This is a genomic window from Profundibacter sp. (genome assembly GCF_965277155.1).
GTDB lineage: Bacteria > Pseudomonadota > Alphaproteobacteria > Rhodobacterales > Rhodobacteraceae > Profundibacter.
Genome location: NZ_CBDIBV010000013.1, coordinates 628,213 through 650,066, shown reverse-complemented (window position 1 = coordinate 650,066; position 21,854 = coordinate 628,213). Strand labels below are relative to the sequence as shown.

Sequence of the window (21,854 nt, the reverse complement as noted above, 5' to 3'; positions counted from 1 at the left end):
TTCGATGGTCCCCGCTGGCTTTGATCGGGTCAATATCGACCATAGTCCAAGGGCAGGGGCGGTCATTGGGTCGTAGTCTGGCAGGGATATGGATATTCAGATAACAATCAGTGGCATGGCGAAAACGGTTTGGCAGGTGCGGTGGGTCCTTGTGATCTGTGTGATCATATCGGATCTGTCCGGTGCGGCATTCGCTGCGGAAAAGCAGGTAATCTCAGCGCTGGTTTTGCGGGTGGACACGCCGAAGACCAAGCCGATCTCGCGGCTTGATCTGCCGCCCGATGATCTGGGCTTTGCCGGGGGTGCACTGGCGACCGAGGATAACCAGACCACAGGGCGTTTCATGGGGCAGGAGTTTGTTACCGCAAATGTAGCTGTGCCGCCCGACGGGGCCATTGCGGCAATGGAAAAGGCGATTGCCGACGGTGCGCAGTATATCGTGGTATTGGCAGATGCTCCGATGGTCTTAAAACTGGCGGATGCAGCGGGTGACAGGGCGCTGGTGCTGAATGCTTTGGCGCCGGATGATGCGCTTCGCAATGATAATTGCCGCGCCAATCTGCTGCATATCGCCCCCAGCCGCGCGATGCTGACAGATGCCTTGGCACAATTCCTGATCTGGAAGAAATGGAACCGCTGGTTTCTGGTTGAGGGATCGCACCCCGAAGACAAGGCGCTGGCCGACGCCTATCGCCGCGCTGCCCGCAAATTCGGGGCCAAGATCGTCGAACAGCGCGTGTTCGAGGATACCGGCGGCGCGCGACGAACGGATTCAGGGCATGTTCAAGTGCAAAAACAGATCCCCGTTTTCACCCAGCGCGCACCGGATTATGACGTGATGATTGCTGCTGACGAAGCCGATATATTCGCCGTCTATCTGCCCTTTCACACATGGGAGGCCCGCCCCGTCGCCGGATCGACAGGTCTGCGTCCCGCCACATGGCACCCCGCGCAAGAGGCCTGGGGGGCAACCCAGTTCCAGCGCCGGTTTGAGAAACTGAACGGGCGCTATATGCGACCCGAGGATTATCAGGTCTGGTTGGCCTTACGGGTCTTAAGCGAAGCCGCAACGCGCACCAGATCTGATCGGCATGACGTGCTGGAAAAATACCTGCTGGGGGATGATTTCGAAATTGCGGCCTTCAAGGGTGAAAAGCTGACATTCCGGCCTTGGAACGGACAGTTGCGCCAACCGATCCTGCTGGTGGGGGCAAGGGTTCTGGTCTCGGTTTCGCCGCAAGAGGGGTTTTTGCATCAGGTCTCGCAACTGGACACATTAGGAATTGATCAGCCCGAAAGCGGCTGCCATCTGGAAGGCCGCTGATTGAAAAAAGGAAACGCGATGAAACTGATTATTGCCTGCCTTGCCGCGCTATTGGGGGTGATTTTGCCCTCGATGTCAGCGGCGTATACGGTCTATGTCACAAATGAAAAAGACAACACCGTCAGCGTGCTCGACAGTGAAACGCTTGAAGTGACAGACACCATAAATGTCGGTCAGCGCCCGCGTGGCATTCTGGTCAGCAAGGATGGTGCGCAGCTGTATATCTGCGTTTCCGACGAGGACACGGTTAAGGTATTCGATACCGCCACGCTGAAACTGCTGCACACCCTTCCCAGCGGGCCGGACCCCGAACAATTTGCCCTGCACCCGTCCGGCAACCCGCTGTATATCGCCAACGAGGATGACAATCTGGTCACCGTTGTAGATGTAGAAACCCAACTGGTTCTGGCGGAGATACCGGTCGGGGTGGAACCCGAAGGTGTGGCGATCAGCCCGGATGGCAAGGTGGTGATCAACACTTCGGAAACCACAAATATGGCGCATTTTATCGACACGGACAGCTACGAGATTGTCGAGAATGTGCTGGTAGACCAGCGCCCACGCTATGCGCAGTTCACCGATGACGGCAGCTTGCTGTTTGTCAGCGCCGAAATCGGCGGCACTGTGACGGTGATTGATGTTGCTAAACATGAAGCCATTCACAAGATCACCTTTGAAATTCCCGGCCTGCCCGATGAAACCATTCAGCCGGTCGGGGTCAAGGTGACGGCGGACGGCAGCATCATCTATGTTGCACTTGGACCGGCCAACCGTGTTGCTGTGGTGGATGGAAAGACCTTCGAGGTGCTGGATTATCTGCTGGTCGGTCAACGCGTCTGGCAGATGGCGTTCACGCCTGATCAGAAATTTCTGTTTACCACCAACGGCAATTCAAACGACATTTCAGTGATCGATGTAGCGCGGCAAAAGGTGACCAAATCCATTCAGGTCGGGCAACAGCCGTGGGGTGTGGCGGTGTCGCCAAACTAGGAGATTCTTATGAAACGAATTATCATTGCTGCAAGTATCATTTTGGCGTTGCCAGCAGGGGCGCGTGATCTGGGTCTTGGGCCTGCCGGTGTGCTGGCGGGCAGTAACAAGGAAGAGCTGGAACCAATCACCCTGAGTGCCGGCAAGCCACTGACCGACGCGCCTTATATGCTGACATCCGGCACCTATTATGAATTGACGATCATGGCGGACGGCACCACCGCGCAAAAACTGACGGGCGGGGATTTCTTTCGGGCCGTTTGGGTCGATAGCATCGAAACCGAAAGTGGCACTATCATGCCCACGGGGCTGAACGGTATCGCGATGGAGGATGAAGGCGAAATGACCATCGGTTTCATTGCCATCATTCCCGGCCGGTATGTTTTGTCTATTCCGGGCGCGCGTGGTGATACACAGAAAGCCGTCTTTAACATTATGGGGCAATGATGGGCATTTTATATGACAGCGCTTGAAGTTTCCGATGTTAGTCACGCCTTTGGCAAGCTAAAAGCACTGGATCATGTATCTTTGGCGGTAGGCGAAGGGCAGTTCATGGCCCTTCTGGGGGTCAACGGCGCGGGCAAAACCACGCTGTTTTCCCTGATCACGCGGCTATATGACAATATCACAGGCACGATAAAGGTGGCCGGATATGACGTGCGACGCCAGCCGGGGCCAGCGCTGGCGCGGTTGGGGATCGTGTTTCAAACCCGCTCGCTGGATCTCGATCTGACCGTGCGCCAGAACCTGTTTTACCACGCCGCCCTGCACGGTATGTCACGGCGCGATACACGCGCCCGCACTGCCGAAATGATCGAACGTGTCGGTCTGTCGGACAAGCTGGATGCGCGGGTGTCCACGCTGTCGGGCGGCCAGTCACGGCGCGCAGAAATCGCCCGCAGCCTGATGCACAAACCGCGCCTGCTGCTGCTGGACGAGGCAACGGTGGGGCTGGATGTGAAATCGCGTCTGGATGTGGCCGAACTGGTGCGCGGGCTGATCCGCGACGAAGGCGTAGCGGTGCTGTGGGCCACGCATTTGCTGGACGAAGTGCAGCCACAAGACAACGTCGCTATCCTGCATCAGGGTAAAATCCTGACCACCGCATCAGCGCGCGACATTGCTGGGAAAACCACGTTGGAGCAAGCCTTCCTGTCACTGACCGGCGTAGAGGAGGGAGCCTTATGAGCGACACTCCCCTTGGCTGGAGCGGTCGGATGCGCGCCCTATACGGCATCATCTGGCGCGAGGCCCTGCGCTTTGCCAAACAGCGCGAACGCTTCCTGTCGGCACTGGTGCGCCCGCTGGTCTGGCTGTTCATTTTTGCCGCCGGTTTTCGCTCGGTTCTGGGGCTGTCGATCACGCCGCCCTATGAAACCTATGTGCTGTACGAGGTTTACGTCGCCCCGGGCCTGTGCGCAATGATCCAGCTTTTCAACGGTATGCAATCTTCGCTTTCAATGGTCTATGACCGTGAAACCGGTGCGATGCGTATCTTTCTGGTTAGCCCCTATCCGCGTTGGTTTCTGCTATCATCAAAACTGTTTGCAGGGGTCGTGGTGTCAATCTTGCAGGTCTACGCATTCCTGTTGATCGCGTGGTTCTGGGGGGTGGATCCGCCGCCGCTGGGCTATCTGACAGTGCTGCCCGCGCTGGTGCTGTCGGGGCTGATGCTGGGGGCGATGGGGTTGTTCTTATCGTCAACCATCCGGCAGTTGGAAAATTTCGCGGGCGTGATGAATTTCGTGATCTTCCCGATGTTTTTTGCATCATCCGCGTTATATCCGCTGTGGCGCATGAAAGAATCCAGCATCCTGCTCTATGATATCTGTCGCTACAACCCCTTCACATATGCCGTCGAATTGATACGTTTTGGGCTGTATGGCCAGATAAATTGGCTGGCTTTGGCTGTGGTGTCAGGGGCGACGCTGCTGTTTATGGGTGCTGCAATCTATGCTTATGACCCATCAAAAGGGATGCTGAGCCGTAAGCGCAGTTAGATCTTTCTCCCGTAGGGAAATAGAGGTGTTTGGGATGGCTATATCGCACCGAATACATAAATTTACCTCTTGTCGGGGCAGACCCAGCATATTTGCGAGCAAATATCAGGCATTACCACCACTACGGGATTGGTGAGGGCTGTATCCATAATATGGCGTGCAGATTGGTGTTAAAAGGTGGTAATAATTAAGAAAATGATTGTTTTTTATAGATTTACGTTTCAGAAAAGTAAAAGAGAACTCGGTTGTGTCTCGAAAGTGGTGGAAATTGATTTCAGGCACCTCCGAGCGGGTTGAGTTATGCGCCGGTCAGGCGGCTTGGTCAAGGGTTGCGTCGGCGACGGGCTGAGCGAGCGTTTCCCAGCCATCGACCTTTCGCATGACGATCTGCCCCGAGGCCATCAGAGCCCAAAGCAGCATCGGCACGGTCTCGGCGCATGGCAGCACGGTCTGGGTCTTGATGCGGCGGCGGAATTCCTCGTTCAGGCGTTCGATCGCATTTGTCGTTCTGGCCGATTTCCACTGGCCTTGTGGCAGACGCGTGAAGGTGAAAAGCTTATCTCCTGCTTCTTCCAAGCTGTCAGCGACGGCCTTGCATTTCAGCCGCCATTTTCGCAGAAATGCCTTGCGGCGGGTGGCGATTTCCTCGGGTGTTTTGGCGTAGATCATGTCGCGGTAATCTTCTGTCAACTCATCATGCATACGCTTGGGTGCCTTGGCCAGAAGGTTGCGGTGCTTGTGCACCGAGAGGTGGTCCCACTTTTTTGACCAGTCAGCAGCCAGTTTAAGATGGATCAGGGTTTCATTTAGGCTGCCAAACTCATTGGTTTTGTTTTTCTGTCATAGGCTTCATCCGGGGTCAATATTCCGTGGGTGGAATGCGGGCGCTCGGTGTTGTAGTAAGCCAACCATTTCCCGATCCCGGCGCGGGTCTGCGAACCCGTTTCAAATGCGTTGAGGTAAATGCATTCGTATTTCAAGGATCGCCAAAGCCGCTCGATCATCCGGTTATCGACCCAGCGACCTTTGCCATCCATCGAGATTTTCACGTCGGCTTCTTTCAGCGCCTGCGTCCATTCAAACCCGGTGAACTGGCTGCCCTGGTCGCTGTTCATGATATCGGGCTTGCCGTATTTGGCCATAGCCTCTTTCAGGGCTTCAACGCAAAAATCTGCCTCCATGCTGTTTGACAATCTCCAGCTCAAAACCTTGCGGCTGTGCCAGTCCATGATCGCGACCAAATAGAGGAACCCGCGCTGCATCGGAATGTAGGTGATATCTACGCACCACACATGGTTTGGACGATCAATCGTCAGGTCTCGCAGCAGATACGGGTAGATCTTATGCTGCGGATGTTTCTTGCTCGTGTTGGGCGTCTGGTAGATCGGAACCAACCGCATCAGCCGCATCAAACGGCGGACCCTGTGGCGACCACACTTGTAACCTTGGCGCTGCATGTGCCGGGCCATTTGCCGTGATCCATACCACGGCGTCTGCAAGAATTGCTTGTCGATTATTGTCATGAACCGCAAATTTTCAGCACTTTCGCCTTTTGGCTGGTAATACAGGTTCGAGCGCGCCAGAGAAAGTAGCCCGCATTGTCGTCGCACACTCAGATCATGCTCACGGCTCACCATTTTTTGCCTCGCTTCCCGAGCAACTGTTGCGAGGCGTTGGCTAAAAAATCCCGTTCCACGACCAGCTGACCAATCTTGGAGTGCAGCTTCTCAATCTGGGCTTCATCAACCCGATCAGGATCACGGCCCCGTCTGGAAAATGCCGTGGCCATGTTTTCAATCGCTGCTCGTTTCCATGTGCCAATCTGGGTTGGATGCACACCATACTTCTTCGACAGCTCCGCCATCGTCATTTCCTCGCGGATTGCTTCAAGCGCAACGCGGGCTTTGAATTCGGGAGAATGGTTCTTTCGTTTCGTCATTTTGAATCGTCTTTCTCATAAGTCGATCCACCTTAACAACTGGTCCGAATTTCCGCGACCACCTCTCCGTGCACCTCTGGATCGGCAGATCTTCACCCCAGAGGGCAATGAGAGCGACCTCAAGTCCCGGTGCCCCGTCCACGATGACAAATTCGGGCCGTTTCAACCCGCGCGCATCCAGATCGTTGATGAACTGACGCCAGGCGGAGGTGCTTTCGCCGCCCATGTTCATCAGTGATAACAAGACCTTCTGCCCATCCCGGCGCACGCCAATCGCGGCCAGAACCGAGATATTGGTGGCCTTCCTGTCAATCCGCGTTTTGATCACGGTGCCGTCCAGGATCAGCCGCACGATGTCTTCATCCGCAAGGCTGCGGGCGCACCACGCCTGCCAGTCCACCTTCACCTTGCGCCAGGCGCGGCTCACCACATCCTTGCTGACCGCCCCCTGAAACAGGCCGAACAGGGCGCGTTTTACCCGCCGTGTGTTGGTGCCCGAAAGGTAGACAGCAGCGATCAGCGCCTCGGCCTTCTTCGTCAGCCGCTGGTAGCGGGGCAATGCCTTCGAGCGCCATTCTCTGGCCTTGCCGGCCTCGCCTGTGATCCGCGCACGCGGCACGCGCACCGTTTCGGTTCCAAATGTTCCGACCAGTTGCCGCTCGCGATGCCCGTGGCGGTATCCGGCCTTTGCCCCGCCGCTGCGGCCATACCGGCAACGGCCCAGAAACTGCTCCAGCTCCTCTTCGAAAACCGCCTCGATCGTCGCGCGGATGTTCTGGCGCAGCCGGTCTTCAATCGGGTCATAGCCTGCTTCATTGGCCAGTAGCGCGGATGTCGATGTTGCTGTATTCTTTGTCATGGCGTGATCTCCTTGGCGGTTCCAGCCGCCGGTTGGGTGGCTTCGATGCACCCGGAGATTACGCCGTCCTCGAATTTCCACCAAACTCGCGACACTACCTTTGCGGGCAAGGCGCAGATGTCCCAGGTCTATTCCGAGCTGTGGGATTTCATCGGGGATGATACGATTCTGGGGGCGTCTGTGCCCGTCTGGACGGCGTTGATCATTGCGGTGATTGCCCACATAGCCCTAACCCGTTCGCGCATCGGCTGGCATATCCTAGCTGTGGGCGGGTCGCGCCGGTCGGCCCACAACGCGGGGATCAGGGTGCGCCGGATGGTGTTTCTGACCTATGTGTTTTCCGGCTTTACCGCGGGATTGGCCGGGTTCCTGTTTGCCACGCGCCTTAGGGTTAAAACCCAATCAACCTGTTGATTTTGCGATATGTGTCTGATTCACTGCGGGAAAACGAGCCGGAGGTGGATGATGACGGAAGGGTTTTGGCTCTCGGATCAAGCGTGGGCGGCGATCAAACCGCTGTTGCCGCACAATCAACCGGGCGCGCGCAGGAAAGATGACCGACGGGTGATCAGCGGGATCATCCATGTTCTGAAGTCGGGCTGTCGCTGGAAGGACTGCCCGCGCGAATACGGCCCGCCGACGACCATCTACAACCGGTTCAACCGCTGGAGCCGGCGTGGACTGTGGCAGAAGATTTTCGCGGAGTTGGTCGGACAGGCGGAAATCCCACACGAACTGAGTATCGATTCCACTGCCGTTCGGGCGCATCGCTCGGCGCATGGCGGAAAAGGGGGGCGAAGATTCACTGCATCGGGCGCTCGCGTGGCGGGCCCACGACGAAAATACACGCGTTGACAGATGGTTACGGGCGCATTGCCGCGTTCAGTCTGACCCCCAGAAACATTGCCGACATCTCGGCTGCCCCTGCTCTGCTGGCAACCATGCCCGCACCACGCCGCCTGCTCGGCGACCGAGGCTATGATGCAAACAGCCTGCGCGCAACTCTTGCGCGGGCCGGAACAGAGGCCGTCATCCCCTCCACCCGATCCCGAAAACGCCCCATCCCCCATGATGTGCAGGCTTATCGCGCTCGCAACCTGATCGAACGCGCCTTCTGCCGCCTCAAGGATTTCCGCCGCATTGCCACCCGCTATGACAAACTGGCTCAAAACTTCCTGTCAGCCGTCGCTATCGCTGCCTTTATCCTGTGGTGGACTTGATTGAGTCTCGACCCTAGTATTGCTCCGCCGTTTACAGACCTCGATTTCTGAAATGCTACAATTTCAATATTAATACTGTCACCAGCAATAACGTTGCGGCTGGACCTCGATTTCTGAAATGCTACAATTCAGAAAAACCGGCAAACTGTCTACGGTCAGTTGCGGCTGGACCTCGATTTCTGAAATGCTACAATACTTCATCGCGTAAACCTTCTGTTGACTAGTTGCGGCTGGACCTCGATTTCTGAAATGCTACAATTCACAAAAGAGAGGTGGTCGCGGAAATTCGGACCAGTTGTTAAGGTGGATCGACTTATGAGAAAGACGATTCAAAATGACGAAACGAAAGAACCATTCTCCCGAATTCAAAGCCCGCGTTGCGCTTGAAGCAATCCGCGAGGAAATGACGATGGCGGAGCTGTCGAAGAAGTATGGTGTGCATCCAACCCAGATTGGCACATGGAAACGAGCAGCGATTGAAAACATGGCCACGGCATTTTCCAGACGGGGCCGTGATCCTGATCGGGTTGATGAAGCCCAGATTGAGAAGCTGCACTCCAAGATTGGTCAGCTGGTCGTGGAACGGGATTTTTTAGCCAACGCCTCGCAACAGTTGCTCGGGAAGCGAGGCAAAAAATGGTGAGCCGTGAGCATGATCTGAGTGTGCGACGACAATGCGGGCTACTTTCTCTGGCGCGCTCGAACCTGTATTACCAGCCAAAAGGCGAAAGTGCTGAAAATTTGCGGTTCATGACAATAATCGACAAGCAATTCTTGCAGACGCCGTGGTATGGATCACGGCAAATGGCCCGGCACATGCAGCGCCAAGGTTACAAGTGTGGTCGCCACAGGGTCCGCCGTTTGATGCGGCTGATGCGGTTGGTTCCGATCTACCAGACGCCCAACACGAGCAAGAAACATCCGCAGCATAAGATCTACCCGTATCTGCTGCGAGACCTGACGATTGATCGTCCAAACCATGTGTGGTGCGTAGATATCACCTACATTCCGATGCAGCGCGGGTTCCTCTATTTGGTCGCGATCATGGACTGGCACAGCCGCAAGGTTTTGAGCTGGAGATTGTCAAACAGCATGGAGGCAGATTTTTGCGTTGAAGCCCTGAAAGAGGCTATGGCCAAATACGGCAAGCCCGATATCATGAACAGCGACCAGGGCAGCCAGTTCACCGGGTTTGAATGGACGCAGGCGCTGAAAGAAGCCGACGTGAAAATCTCGATGGATGGCAAAGGTCGCTGGGTCGATAACCGGATGATCGAGCGGCTTTGGCGATCCTTGAAATACGAATGCATTTACCTCAACGCATTTGAAACGGGTTCGCAGACCCGCGCCGGGATCGGGAAATGGTTGGCTTACTACAACACCGAGCGCCCGCATTCCACCCACGGAATATTGACCCCGGATGAAGCCTATGACAGAAAAACAAAACCAATGAGTTTGGCAGCCTAAATGAAACCCTGATCCATCTTAAACTGGCTGCTGACTGGTCAAAAAAGTGGGACCACCTCTAAGATCTCATTAACAGCTAACTCTGTTGCGGCTGGACCTCGATTTCTGAAATGCTACAATATGTCGCAGAATTCGAACAAGTCCCAGATTGTTGCGGCTGGACCTCGATTTCTGAAATGCTACAATCGTAAAAACTGTGTTGACGGGTTTATTCAAGTTGCGGCTGGACCTCGATTTCTGAAATGCTACAATGAACAGCACTGTCGACGAACCGAATATATTGTTGCGGCTGGACCTCGATTTCTGAAATGCTACAATTTTGGTAAATATTGGGTTAAGTATAAAAAGTTGCGGCTGGACCTCGATTTCTGAAATGCTACAATTTCATCTTCTCATAAACCGTCAATGGACTAGTTGCGGCTGGACCTCGATTTCTGAAATGCTACAATATGTCGCAGAATTCGAACAAGTCCCAAATTGTTGCGGCTGGACCTCGATTTCTGAAATGCTACAATGAAAGTATATGCATGGCGGGGGACAAATAAGTTGCGGCTGGACCTCGATTTCTGAAATGCTACAATAACACCTTCCGTGATTACAATTTGATCAGAGTTGCGGCTGGACCTCGATTTCTGAAATGCTACAATCTGATGTTTATCGTGTGTATCCTGATGCAAGTTGCGGCTGGACCTCGATTTCTGAAATGCTACAATTGGCCCGTTCATGGCCCGATGTGCGCGCCGTTGCGGCTGGACCTCGATTTCTGAAATGCTACAATCTCTTTGAGCCTGCCTGTCCTGATCGCTGTGTTGCGGCTGGACCTCGATTTCTGAAATGCTACAATCGTAAAAACTGTGTTGACGGGTCTTTTCAGTTGCGGCTGGACCTCGATTTCTGAAATGCTACAATCATATCTGCAATTTGTAATTGTGTTTGGTTGTTGCGGCTGGACCTCGATTTCTGAAATGCTACAATAAAAATGCGTTGATCTGCGTTGTCGCCGTGTTGCGGCTGGACCTCGATTTCTGAAATGCTACAATATGTCGCAGAATTCGAACAAGCCCGAAGTTGTTGCGGCTGGACCTCGATTTCTGAAATGCTACAATCCAGTAAAATAAATACGACCATATCTATGGTTGCGGCTGGACCTCGATTTCTGAAATGCTACAATACTTTGCCGAATGAACGTCCGGCACCAAAGTTGCGGCTGGACCTCGATTTCTGAAATGCTACAATGCTTGCTGGTAGAGTATAAAACAATGAAAAGTTGCGGCTGGACCTCGATTTCTGAAATGCTACAATACGTTGAGCAAATAAATCAATATCAGCTGTGTTGCGGCTGGACCTCGATTTCTGAAATGCTACAATTACGATTACAGTCAACAAGGCGGGATATAAGTTGCGGCTGGACCTCGATTTCTGAAATGCTACAATCGTTCATTTGATCGAAACATTCCAGATTGAGTTGCGGCTGGACCTCGATTTCTGAAATGCTACAATTTTTACTACTACTTGGACAAACGGTCGTTAGTTGCGGCTGGACCTCGATTTCTGAAATGCTACAATGTCCTCCCCGGGAGAAAGTAGTGACAATGAGTTGCGGCTGGACCTCGATTTCTGAAATGCTACAATTCTTTTACTGAAGAGTCCTTGAATCAAGCTGTTGCGGCTGGACCTCGATTTCTGAAATGCTACAATTGAAGGTGGTGGACAATTTCGTGCTGGTAAGTTGCGGCTGGACCTCGATTTCTGAAATGCTACAATTTTACTCCCGAATGCGGATGGCCATTTCAAGTTGCGGCTGGACCTCGATTTCTGAAATGCTACAATAACGAATCATACATATTCTCGATAATATCAGTTGCGGCTGGACCTCGATTTCTGAAATGCTACAATTTGTAGAATCCGGTGTGCGTGGTGTTATCAGTTGCGGCTGGACCTCGATTTCTGAAATGCTACAATATAACCTTGCGCGGATGAATGCGGGTGAACGTTGCGGCTGGACCTCGATTTCTGAAATGCTACAATTGTCGAAGAATTCGAACAAGCCCGAGGTTGTTGCGGCTGGACCTCGATTTCTGAAATGCTACAATCTTGCATTTGAGCTCGATAAGATTCACCAAGTTGCGGCTGGACCTCGATTTCTGAAATGCTACAATTTATTAGGAAATAAAATATCATCATCCGTCGTTGCGGCTGGACCTCGATTTCTGAAATGCTACAATAAAATGAGAATATTGTTGACTGCCATTAAGGTTGCGGCTGGACCTCGATTTCTGAAATGCTACAATACAATTACGGTAAATAAAGCAGGTTACAAGTTGCGGCTGGACCTCGATTTCTGAAATGCTACAATTAATCGTTATTTTAAGCATCCGACTGATGAGTTGCGGCTGGACCTCGATTTCTGAAATGCTACAATTCGCGGATAACAGGGGCCAACTGGCTGGGAGTTGCGGCTGGACCTCGATTTCTGAAATGCTACAATACAATAACGGTAAACAAGGCTGGATACAAGTTGCGGCTGGACCTCGATTTCTGAAATGCTACAATACAACATTATCTTCTTAAGCCTTCATTTCGGTTGCGGCTGGACCTCGATTTCTGAAATGCTACAATCATATCAGCAATTTGTAATTGAGTATTGTTGTTGCGGCTGGACCTCGATTTCTGAAATGCTACAATCACCACGCCGTCTGTCGTTGCGTTCACAGGTTGCGGCTGGACCTCGATTTCTGAAATGCTACAATCGACGCAGCGAACCACCATAAGGGAGAGTGGTTGCGGCTGGACCTCGATTTCTGAAATGCTACAATATCATTCCAGGCGATTGAAACACTAAATCGGTTGCGGCTGGACCTCGATTTCTGAAATGCTACAATCAGGAGCGGGATCAGGAGCGGGATCGGAAAGTTGCGGCTGGACCTCGATTTCTGAAATGCTACAATATTGGCTGGACTTCGTCGTGCACTTATTCTGTTGCGGCTGGACCTCGATTTCTGAAATGCTACAATTCGCTTTAGCATTTCTTCCGTGCCAGTCCTGTTGCGGCTGGACCTCGATTTCTGAAATGCTACAATTAGTATTATCGACGATGTGCTGACCATCGGGTTGCGGCTGGACCTCGATTTCTGAAATGCTACAATAGATCGGTAGGTAATTCCTTGATAATACAGGGATTATCTGTTGATCTATTGTCAGTTTTCCAAACGAATCGCATCAGAACAATACCAGTTGATCAGGGTTTTTCCGCTTGGGCCTTCGCCCTTGGTCTGAGAAATGCACTATATCACGATATTGCCGGTCGGTAAAATTCAGAATCTGCACATCCCCCCAGCTAGGAAGATTTTGCTCGATTCGGCGCACTCGTGTAGCAAAGCCTTCTTTTCCATTTACAAAACGCGCATAAACCGAGAACTGGCTTCTTTCGAAACCTTCGTCCAACAGGTATTCACGAAATTTTGTCGCCGCTTTGCGTTGCAGCTTGGTGTCGGTGGGAAGATCGAACATTACAAGTATCCACATGATCCTGTATCCTGAAAGGTAGGTGTCGTGATGGCTCATTTTCCCAATCCTGCAAGGACAAGTGGATCAGGGGATGTCGGCAAGGCCAGCTCCAGACGGCCTTTTTCAAAGCTGAGGGCAAGCGATGTCGCCAGCCGGCCTAGGGCGGTTGACAATGGGCTGTTGACGCCACCAAGGGGCAGGTCAAGTGCAATCAGGCGAACAAGGGCCTGTTTGGCATCCGGGGTAACCTCGGGGCCGTCCTGACGGGCGATGTTGTAAGCTGTTGCGTCTACCAATGGCCGGAATGGTTCCATCAGGTCATCGGAAAGGGCAAATGAATTGCCACGGTTGGAGTGGTGCAACCCGATGGTCGGATGCAGGCCCGCGGCAACAATGGCCCGTGAAGCCGCGGCCCGCAGCACCGTATAACCATAATTAAGCAGGGAATTGATATCAGGCGTGTCAGGGTTTCGGCGGAAATCTGTGCCCATTAAAAGCGGCCAGTAATGACGAGCAGCCTGGGCCTCGATATTTGAACTGTCGCCAGATTTGATCTGCCGGGTCAATTGTTCCAAACGGGCCGGTGAATGGCCAAATGCGGCAAGGGCTGCAGCCTGCATTTTTACCTTCGACGTGACAACCTGCTTCCACGCCTGTTTCAACATAGGAGTTTTGGCAGTCCATTGGGCCCGCATCCTTGCCCCTTGGGCATGGTGCCCCTCAAGCGGCCAGAGCAGAGCGCGTGGCTGGTGATTGGCGGCGCACAGAACCAGCATTGCACCGCGATCAGCCAATTCCACTAGAAGCGAGTTCGTCCATGTTACCCCGTGGGCATGAACAATAACGGCAGTGATCTGATCCAGCGGAACACGACCAACTTCGGTGCCATTTTCCTCAACCTTCAGAAACCCGCGGTCGCGCGATAAGTGGCGCCCATCGGTCGCTATATCAATGATCTGATCCAAATAGATAACAAGAGTTATTTCAACCCTTGCAGGATAGCAAACTGTGCGATTCGCGCCAAATCAGATTTTCCCATGCGGTCCGGGATCACGGATGCGGCCAATTTCATCAACAAAAATACGGCGAAACCCTGCTTTCATTAACGGCCCAGCACTCATCTGTATGAATTTGAATTTATCATTTTTGTCCCGGTTTCGTGCATCGGCATTGCTCTCCACATTTCCGCAAAGATATAGCCCATGCGCTTCTGAAAACTTTTGGACATAACAATTAACGAAACCAAGCTCAGGATGATCGAGAGCAACCATATCCTTCTTAAAAATACGCTCAATTCTTTTTGCGGCGGGGTGTGGACGGCGGGGCGATATATTTTGATGTGCCTCGAACGTAGTTATAACCTGCGCTTTATATTTCTTATTGGGCAATTGCCAAATCTCGTAACAGTGGTTGCTATCAGGTTTATAACCTTTGTAGGTCCTTCCGGTTTGGTCTTTCATTTCCAGAACATCGATCGGCTCGATAATCCGCACCCGTCGTATACCCTGATAGGGACCATCCTTGGCAGCGAATTCCTGAACCGCCTTGTCGAAATCCTTGCCAGTTTTATCCTGCGTCGCAAACAGCAATGCATTCTGCAAATATGGATCGCGGATCTTGTCAATCATAGCCGACGTCAGACTGCCCAGCGGTTTGCGCGTCACAACAAGTGGCACGTTGCCCTTGTTTTTTCCGGTCAAGCCATATGCCGTATCATTGTGTAATTGTCCCGAGGTCTGCCCCGCCTTGCGCTGCGGTCCAAGTCCATGATCCGCGCGGTGGCTGACGGTGATGACATTGACCTTTGCAGCAATATCATTCCTGAAGCCGTCCCAAGGCGGATTGGTCCCGCGGGCTTTGTCATTTGCGCCTTCATTTTCTTTCTGCCTGGCAATGTCGGCCATCTGTTTTATCAACCCGCGGTCAGTGGCCGCAATCACAGCAGCGTCAATGGCATGGTGACGGTGGTCGTGACGGTTCTTGGCCTTAGTGGCACGGTTGTGATCGGGCAGCAGGCTGTTCAGATCCCAGACACGACGCAGCATTTCGGTCAGCCGCCCGGGCACCACCCAGACATGGCTTTTCCCGTCACCACCATCATAAAGGGCCTCTAGATAGGCTTTGGAAATACGTGAAAGATAGGCAGTATCATTTAGGGAGCGGTCGGTGAAATCTCTTTCACCCTCGAACCGTTCCATCGCATCGGGGGAAAAACGCCAGCGCTTGTTCTCGGGCTGATTTTTCAGATTGGCCTGAATAATGACCCAGCGATCCTCGTCATGTCCCCAGGTTTCAAACGGAGTCCGGTCTCTCTTTTCGCGGTTGGCCTCGCGCAGGCACAGGGTGCGGTTGGCGAAACTGTCGTCCATCGTGCGGGAGTAGGGCAGGATGTGATCCACCTCGCAAGACCCGTCAAACAGCATTTCAGCCGAGATGCGTTTGCCTGTATAGGGGCAAAGCCGCTTTAGGCAATCCTCGCCCAGATCTTCCCATAGACGCAGGATCATTCGGTTGGCGCCGGTATCGCGCTGGCCAAGCTCGACCAGCTTGTCGCTTCGTTTGATGGCGGCTTCGGTGTTCTTATTAATGGTTCGTTGAATTTCGGCTTTCTGCTTTTCGTTCTGTTTCAATTCTCGGGCCAGTTCCACCACGATCTGGTCCGGCTTGCCGTGCACTTCGATAATCCTGTTCACCAGCCTGCGCAGTTGGTTCAGACCTATATGCACCGTTGGGTTGGTAATACGGCCGAAACGGGTGATGTCGTCGTCCTCTTCCCGACCAGTGCCGGGGATCACATGTCGTTGTAACACTTCTCCGTAATATGGCAGGCTCTCAATTACCTCTCCTGTGCGTTCGTCGGAATGGTGGTAGCCACATCGCGAAACAGCTTCTGAATAGGGGATCACACCGGATTTCAAATGTTCCAGAATATTACGAGTGGCGCTTTCACCCAAGCGCGAATAGCCTTCAGGCAGCGGTGCACTGGCCGTGGCCGTGGCATGGGTATCATCCAGATCGTATTCTTTCTTTAGCCATGATATCATCTCATCCGGATCAGTTTCCTCGCGCAGCCGCTGGATAATCCGCCATTGTTCTTCTGTATCAAGGGTGCTCCATCGCGAACCCAAGCGGTCAGGATGTGACAGGCTTGCACGCACCGGATCGCAGGCGATAGAATTCCGTGCGGCGGTTTCGAGGCTAAAACGCTGGTTCGGTTGCAATCCTATGATCGTGGCCAATTTCTTCAACGACAATTTCATGCCGGACAGGTTTTTGGTATGTTTTTTACCATCCAGCGCAAGGATAATCTTGTCGCGTTCCTCGGTTGAAAGCGGCTGCTTTGCACGCCCGTCCGCAGTAATGCGTAAGGCATTCACTGTTTCATACAGCACGCGGCGCTGTGTTAGTGGGTGGGCCTTGGGCAATCGGCGTTCATCCGTCAGCAGACACAAACCTACTTCTGGTGCCCTCAATGGTCTTTGATAAAAGATTGTCTCGAACAGGATGCTACGCAGTTCATCCGTCAATTCCGGGTGATATCTGGCTTGCGCATACCACAGCCTGGTGAATTCCTCTTCCAGATGTTTGCGGTCCGGGTAGAAATCGTAACCCGCCTCTTCTTTCTCTGCATTATCCCGCTTGGCAATAGTCAAACGTGTTCGCACACTGGGAGTTTGGTGCGGCTTATCCGCATTCATGCGGCGTTTATACAGGAACTCACCATAGGTCCGGGCGCCAGCTGCCATCATTGCCTGCTCTAGACGCGCAGTGCCCATTTTGATTTTGCCGGCCTCGTTGTCTGCACCATCTGTTTTGCGGTTTGACTTGAAGCCCCGCCGCTGGTTCAAGTGAAACAGCGCACGACCAAGATGGGTAAGAGGCAGTTTTTCATCCAACCCCTGCGCGCGTATCGCATAGGGATCTAGCAATTCCAGTTTTTTTGCCTCGGTAGGATCAGCAGCCATAAGGCCTGCCGCAGCAAGCCGTTCCATCAGCACCACTCGTCTGCGCAGATAACGATCACGCCGGCGCCGCGCAGCACGGGCCTCGCGGCGGGCAACAGCCAGGGATTGCCCTGTTTTGGCGACACGTCCATCCGAAAAGATCCGCACACCACCGTCAATAACCGCAACAGGCCTATCGTTTTCAACTTGGTAGAGCCACCAACCGATTGAAGATGTTCCAATGTCGAGACCAAGGCGCATCATAATAATTCTCCGCAATTTTTCTCTGCAAGGTTGCGCTACTCTTTCTTGGTGTCAACCTGAAATCAACATTGACTCAAGCAGGAAATTAAATATTCTAGAGTTATTCAGAAATCGTGGTCGAGCCGTTAACAAGTAGCTTGGACTACACCAAATTGAAGCGCAGGCTACGGCCTGCGTTTTCTCTTTCAGGGTCGAGAAAATAGATAAAGGGGCTGACCCAGATAATTACTTCAAATGTCGTTTAACCCATTGTCTTAACAGCAATAACTGACCTGAAGGGTCACTGTTGTTGAAACGCCACTCGCATTCCTTCAAATATAGCCCAAATTGGGCCTTGGGGACACCATTAAATCGGCGCATGTGGCGCTTGGCCTGGTTCCAGAAATTCTCGATGCCATTGATGTGGTTGTGACGGTCTGCAAAGAGCTTGGAATGGTTGATGCGAAAGTGGTGGAAATCTGACACATCCAGCACGTTGTAGCCCCGCCAGCAGTCTGAATAGACGATGCTGTCCGGCACGACTTTACGCTCGATGATCGGGATCAAAGTGGCGGATTTGGCATCCGGGATAATCTTGGTGTAAACCTTCCCACCCCTTTTTAATATACCAAAAACGGGTATTTTACCCGCCGCACCACGCCCGCGTTTACCTTTGCGTTTGCCGCCAAAGTAGCTTTCGTCCATTGCCCGGCAGGGTTATGCGCAGCATGATCCCGAGAGGGAACTTCGATTTCTCCGCCGAACATAGCTTCGCTTTCCGCCTCCAGTTCTGTCTGACGTCAGCACTCGTGGGACAGATTTAAGGTTTAGCTAACGGAGGATTTCTGGTTCATCGTAACCGTCAAGGAGTGAAGATGAACAAGAAATCCGGAACGAGTAAAGCAGCGGCAGATAAGCTGGTAAAGAATATCCGCCGCAAAACCAGACAAACCTATTCTGCCGAGGAGAAGATCCGCATTGTCTTAGCGGGCCTTGTCCGTCGTCATATAAAATGGGACATCAGAGCGGTTTGAGATTTGGAGGCTCTGGTTCGTTTGTGTGATTGATTATGCAGCTTGTTTTTGATGTTGCAAGCGGCGTTGTTGGATTGTCTGTTTCTTGATCTTTTCCCTTTCTCTGATGATGGTTTTGTCACGCTCAAAATAGACGTCGGCGGGCGTGACGTTGTTTAGGCTCTCGTGGTACCGTTCGTTATTGTAGAATTCGACGAAGGCCTCAATCTGGCGTTCCAGATCGCCGGGCAGGTAGTAGTTTTCCAGTAAGACCCGGTTCTTCATGGTCTGGTGCCAGCGCTCGATTTTGCCTTGAGTTTGTGGATGGAACGGGGCTCCGCGAACGTGACCCATTTTATGATCATCCAGCCAGTCGGCCAGATCACCCGAGATGTAACAGGACCCATTGTCACTGAGCAGGCGTGGCATGTGCCGCACAACCGCCTGGTCGCATCCTGACGCTGCCAGAGCCAGCTCAATCGTATCAGTCACATCCTCGGCCCGCATGTTGGTGCAGAGCTTCCACGAGATGATATAGCGGCTGTAATCATCCAGGATCGTGCTGAGATAATACCAGCCCCAACCGATGATCTTGAAGTAGGTGAAGTCGGTCTGCCACATCTCATTGATGGCGGTGGTTTTGTCCGTGAACTCGTCAGCGGCCTTGATTACCACATAGTCTGGTGCAGTGATCAGATCAGCAGCCTTCAGAATGCGGTAAGCCGATGATTCAGAGATAAAATATCGCTTCTCATCGGTGTATTTGACAGCCAATTCCCGTGTCGTAAGCGCCTCATGTTCCAGTGCGAACTCGATCAGGTCATCACGCCTGTCTTGAGGGATGCGGTTCCAGACAGACTTGGGCCGGGGTGAGCGATCCGCCAACGCATCAAGACCACCTTCGACATAAGCATCATACCAACGGTAAAATGTGGTGCGCGCAATACCCAGCATGTCGAGGGTTTGCTTCACAGGCAGATGTGATTTTTCAACGGTGTCGATAATCGACAATTTCTCAGATGCAGGATATCTCATTCCTCGTACCCCCCAGCCCCTGTCATGCTTTTTTTGAGCAGGCGGTTTTCAATGGTCAGATCGGCTACGCATTCTTTCAGGGCCATAGATTCCGAACGCAACTCTTTGACTTCTGGTGATGTCGCCTGACGAGCAGTGTCGCCAGAAAGTCGCCGCTTGCCTGCTTCGAGGAATTCTTTGGACCAGCTATAATACAGGCTTTCCGCAATGCCCTCACGACGGCACAGCGCGGATATGCTTTCCTCTCCTCGAAGGCCCGCTAAGACAATGCGGATCTTCTCCTCGGCAGAATAGGTTTGTCTGGGTTTGCGGCGGATATTCTTTACCAGCTTATCTGCCGCTGCTTTACTCGTTCCGGATTTCTTGTTCATCTTCACTCCTTGACGGTTACGATGAACCAGAAATCCTCCGTTAGCTAAACCTTAAATCTGTCCCACGAGTGCTGACGTCAGACACAAAGTACCTTCCTGATTTTCCAATCTTGATGCCAGCTAAAGAGCGCCTGAAAATGCGGCTGATCCTCGGAACACATTCAGCTAAGGGTCTTGAAGTGTTCAGAGATGTGCAGGCAAAGGTTGAGCGCGACGAAATCGCGATCCGAAACAGCATCCGTGATAATAACAGCAACCAAAAGGGCCTCTTTTCGGATGACTACATCGCCGAGTTCCAGCAAGAACGGGAAGGCGTGGGATGTGCGAAGTATCTGGATCAAGCCAAGGATGGGATATTGGAAGCACTCCAGTCACATGGAGCCTCAAAATTTGCAGAACTATCAAGCCGCGTGATGGATAAATTCCCAATCAGGTTGACCCAGACAAAATCTCTTCTGTGCGATATGAAAAAAGAAGGCCTTGTAAATTTTAAGCTACCACCCAGAAAGTATAAGCCGCAGGATGACACGCGTATCGCTTTACCTCCCAAGAACGACCTTCCGTAGTCGTGAACACGTTCGATGTCTTGGCTGGGTAGTGTCGCGAGTTTGGTGGAAATTCGAGGACGGCGTAATCTCCGGGTGCATCGAAGCCACCCAACCGGCGGCTGGAACCGCCAAGGAGATCACGCCATGACAAAGAATACAGCAACATCGACATCCGCGCTACTGGCCAATGAAGCAGGCTATGACCCGATTGAAGACCGGCTGCGCCAGAACATCCGCGCGACGATCGAGGCGGTTTTCGAAGAGGAGCTGGAGCAGTTTCTGGGCCGTTGCCGGTATGGCCGCAGCGGCGGGGCAAAGGCCGGATACCGCCACGGGCATCGCGAGCGGCAACTGGTCGGAACATTTGGAACCGAAACGGTGCGCGTGCCGCGTGCGCGGATCACAGGCGAGGCCGGCAAGGCCAGAGAATGGCGCTCGAAGGCATTGCCCCGCTACCAGCGGCTGACGAAGAAGGCCGAGGCGCTGATCGCTGCTGTCTACCTTTCGGGCACCAACACACGGCGGGTAAAACGCGCCCTGTTCGGCCTGTTTCAGGGGGCGGTCAGCAAGGATGTGGTGAGCCGCGCCTGGCGCAAGGTGAAGGTGGACTGGCAGGCGTGGTGCGCCCGCAGCCTTGCGGATGAAGACATCGTGCGGCTGATCCTGGACGGCACCGTGATCAAAACGCGGATTGACAGGAAGGCCACCAATATCTCGGTTCTGGCCGCGATTGGCGTGCGCCGGGATGGGCAGAAGGTCTTGTTATCACTGATGAACATGGGCGGCGAAAGCACCTCCGCCTGGCGTCAGTTCATCAACGATCTGGATGCGCGCGGGTTGAAACGGCCCGAATTTGTCATCGTGGACGGGGCACCGGGACTTGAGGTCGCTCTCATTGCCCTCTGGGGTGAAGATCTGCCGATCCAGAGGTGCACGGTGCACAAGCACCGCAACCTTCTGGCCAAGGCACCCAAGCGTATGCATGATGAGTTGACAGAAGATTACCGCGACATGATCTACGCCAAAACACCCGAGGAAATCGCCACCCGCCGCAAGGCATTTCTGCGAAAATGGCGGCTGAAATGCAAGGCCGTCGCTGACAGCTTGGAAGAAGCAGGAGATAAGCTTTTCACCTTCACGCGTCTGCCACAAGGCCAGTGGAAATCGGCCAGAACGACAAATGCGATCGAACGCCTGAACGAGGAATTCCGCCGCCGCATCAAGACCCAGACCGTGCTGCCATGCGCCGAGACCGTGCCGATGCTGCTTTGGGCTCTGATGGCCTCGGGGCAGATCGTCATGCGAAAGGTCGATGGCTGGGAAACGCTCGCTCAGCCCGTCGCCGACGCAACCCTTGACCAAGCCGCCTGACCGGCGCATAACTCAACCCGCTC

At 53.2% G+C, this 21,854-nt stretch carries 17 protein-coding genes, 2 pseudogenes and 1 CRISPR repeat array; of the genes and pseudogenes, 11 read left to right on the top strand and 8 right to left on the bottom strand.

Annotation, left to right across the window (positions count from 1 at the left end; genetic code table 11):
- Positions 1 to 136: 136 nt before the first annotated feature.
- From ACQY4M_RS18425 to ACQY4M_RS18405, 5 genes are read left to right on the top strand one after another with little or no spacing between them, the layout of a single operon-like run.
- A complete protein-coding gene (locus ACQY4M_RS18425) occupies positions 137 to 1,324 on the top strand; it encodes an ABC transporter substrate-binding protein (protein ID WP_428547196.1) in 1,188 nt (395 codons plus the stop codon).
- An 18-nt stretch (positions 1,325 to 1,342) separates the two neighbouring features.
- Positions 1,343 to 2,314, top strand: a complete 972-nt coding sequence (locus tag ACQY4M_RS18420) for a YVTN family beta-propeller repeat protein (protein ID WP_428547193.1) — start codon at positions 1,343 to 1,345, stop codon at positions 2,312 to 2,314.
- A gap of 9 nt (positions 2,315 to 2,323) precedes the next feature.
- Positions 2,324 to 2,761: a hypothetical protein gene (locus tag ACQY4M_RS18415; RefSeq protein ID WP_428547190.1), complete on the top strand. Its 438-nt coding sequence runs from the start codon at positions 2,324 to 2,326 to the stop codon at positions 2,759 to 2,761.
- A 12-nt stretch (positions 2,762 to 2,773) separates the two neighbouring features.
- Positions 2,774 to 3,502: an ABC transporter ATP-binding protein gene (locus tag ACQY4M_RS18410; protein ID WP_428547187.1), complete on the top strand. Its 729-nt coding sequence runs from the start codon at positions 2,774 to 2,776 to the stop codon at positions 3,500 to 3,502.
- Complete coding sequence (locus ACQY4M_RS18405) at positions 3,499 to 4,314, top strand: ABC transporter permease (protein ID WP_428547184.1); 816 nt, start codon at positions 3,499 to 3,501, stop codon at positions 4,312 to 4,314. Before ACQY4M_RS18410 ends, ACQY4M_RS18405 begins: the two co-directional genes overlap by 4 nt.
- Before the next feature lie 309 nt (positions 4,315 to 4,623).
- On the opposite strand, the pseudogene ACQY4M_RS18400 reads toward ACQY4M_RS18405, so the two are convergent.
- The 3 genes and pseudogenes from ACQY4M_RS18400 to ACQY4M_RS18390 all read right to left on the bottom strand — a co-directional run.
- Positions 4,624 to 5,097: pseudogene (locus ACQY4M_RS18400) on the bottom strand (transposase); the annotation flags it as partial.
- 23 nt (positions 5,098 to 5,120) lie between these two features.
- A protein-coding gene (locus ACQY4M_RS18395; RefSeq protein ID WP_428539245.1) for an IS3 family transposase occupies positions 5,121 to 6,253 on the bottom strand; the annotation gives its coding sequence in 2 pieces (ribosomal slippage) (positions 5,121 to 6,001 and positions 6,001 to 6,253; 1,134 coding nt in all).
- On the bottom strand, positions 6,201 to 7,112 hold the full coding sequence (locus ACQY4M_RS18390) for an IS256 family transposase (protein ID WP_428548270.1): 912 nt from the start codon (positions 7,110 to 7,112) through the stop codon (positions 6,201 to 6,203). The genes ACQY4M_RS18395 and ACQY4M_RS18390 overlap by 53 nt, the downstream gene beginning before the upstream one ends.
- 45 nt (positions 7,113 to 7,157) lie before the next feature.
- On the opposite strand from ACQY4M_RS18390, the gene ACQY4M_RS18385 reads away from it, so the two are divergent.
- From ACQY4M_RS18385 to ACQY4M_RS18375, 3 genes are all read left to right on the top strand, one after another.
- The gene (locus ACQY4M_RS18385; RefSeq protein ID WP_428547181.1) at positions 7,158 to 7,526 is read left to right on the top strand and encodes an ABC transporter permease; all 369 of its coding nucleotides are present in this window, start codon (positions 7,158 to 7,160) and stop codon (positions 7,524 to 7,526) included.
- A 51-nt stretch (positions 7,527 to 7,577) separates the two neighbouring features.
- A protein-coding gene (locus tag ACQY4M_RS18380) for an IS5 family transposase (RefSeq protein ID WP_428547178.1) occupies positions 7,578 to 8,332 on the top strand; the annotation gives its coding sequence in 2 pieces (ribosomal slippage) (positions 7,578 to 7,908 and positions 7,908 to 8,332; 756 coding nt in all).
- Positions 8,333 to 8,666: 334 nt separating this feature from the next.
- Positions 8,667 to 9,799 (top strand): IS3 family transposase gene (locus tag ACQY4M_RS18375; RefSeq protein WP_428539245.1). Its coding sequence is split into 2 segments (ribosomal slippage): positions 8,667 to 8,919 and positions 8,919 to 9,799, totalling 1,134 coding nucleotides; the frame shifts between segments, so codons are not numbered across the junction.
- An 83-nt stretch (positions 9,800 to 9,882) separates the two neighbouring features.
- A CRISPR array of direct repeats spans positions 9,883 to 12,945; the repeat unit is 36 nt; unit sequence GTTGCGGCTGGACCTCGATTTCTGAAATGCTACAAT.
- A 73-nt stretch (positions 12,946 to 13,018) separates the two neighbouring features.
- Here ACQY4M_RS18375 and cas2 read toward each other — a convergent pair.
- The 4 genes and pseudogenes from cas2 to ACQY4M_RS18355 all read right to left on the bottom strand — a co-directional run.
- Positions 13,019 to 13,363 (bottom strand): CRISPR-associated endonuclease Cas2, encoded by a 345-nt coding sequence (gene cas2 / locus ACQY4M_RS18370; protein WP_428547175.1) that lies wholly within the window; start codon positions 13,361 to 13,363, stop codon positions 13,019 to 13,021.
- Positions 13,360 to 14,271 (bottom strand): type II CRISPR-associated endonuclease Cas1, encoded by a 912-nt coding sequence (gene cas1, locus ACQY4M_RS18365; protein ID WP_428547172.1) that lies wholly within the window; start codon positions 14,269 to 14,271, stop codon positions 13,360 to 13,362. The genes cas2 and cas1 overlap by 4 nt, the downstream gene beginning before the upstream one ends.
- A 60-nt stretch (positions 14,272 to 14,331) precedes the next feature.
- Positions 14,332 to 17,514 carry a type II CRISPR RNA-guided endonuclease Cas9 gene (gene cas9, locus ACQY4M_RS18360; RefSeq protein ID WP_428547169.1) on the bottom strand — a complete coding sequence of 1,061 codons (3,183 nt, stop codon included), beginning with the start codon at positions 17,512 to 17,514 and terminating at the stop codon, positions 14,332 to 14,334.
- A gap of 225 nt (positions 17,515 to 17,739) precedes the next feature.
- Positions 17,740 to 18,198: pseudogene (locus ACQY4M_RS18355) on the bottom strand (IS1595 family transposase); the annotation flags it as partial.
- Between the two features lie 170 nt (positions 18,199 to 18,368).
- Here ACQY4M_RS18355 and ACQY4M_RS18350 point away from each other — a divergent pair.
- The gene (locus tag ACQY4M_RS18350) at positions 18,369 to 18,527 is read left to right on the top strand and encodes a hypothetical protein (RefSeq protein WP_428548332.1); all 159 of its coding nucleotides are present in this window, start codon (positions 18,369 to 18,371) and stop codon (positions 18,525 to 18,527) included.
- A gap of 33 nt (positions 18,528 to 18,560) precedes the next feature.
- Here the strand turns inward: ACQY4M_RS18350 and ACQY4M_RS18345 are convergent.
- Positions 18,561 to 19,912, bottom strand: a protein-coding gene (locus ACQY4M_RS18345) for an IS3 family transposase (RefSeq protein WP_428547166.1) whose coding sequence is annotated in 2 segments (ribosomal slippage) — positions 18,561 to 19,574 and positions 19,577 to 19,912 — 1,350 coding nt in all. Because the reading frame shifts where the segments join, the coding sequence is not laid out codon by codon here.
- A gap of 137 nt (positions 19,913 to 20,049) precedes the next feature.
- On the opposite strand from ACQY4M_RS18345, the gene ACQY4M_RS18340 reads away from it, so the two are divergent.
- On the top strand, positions 20,050 to 20,478 hold the full coding sequence (locus ACQY4M_RS18340; protein WP_428547163.1) for a hypothetical protein: 429 nt from the start codon (positions 20,050 to 20,052) through the stop codon (positions 20,476 to 20,478).
- Positions 20,479 to 20,604: 126 nt separating this feature from the next.
- The gene (locus ACQY4M_RS18335) at positions 20,605 to 21,831 is read left to right on the top strand and encodes an IS256 family transposase (protein ID WP_428539582.1); all 1,227 of its coding nucleotides are present in this window, start codon (positions 20,605 to 20,607) and stop codon (positions 21,829 to 21,831) included.
- The last annotated feature ends 23 nt before the right edge of the window (positions 21,832 to 21,854 follow it).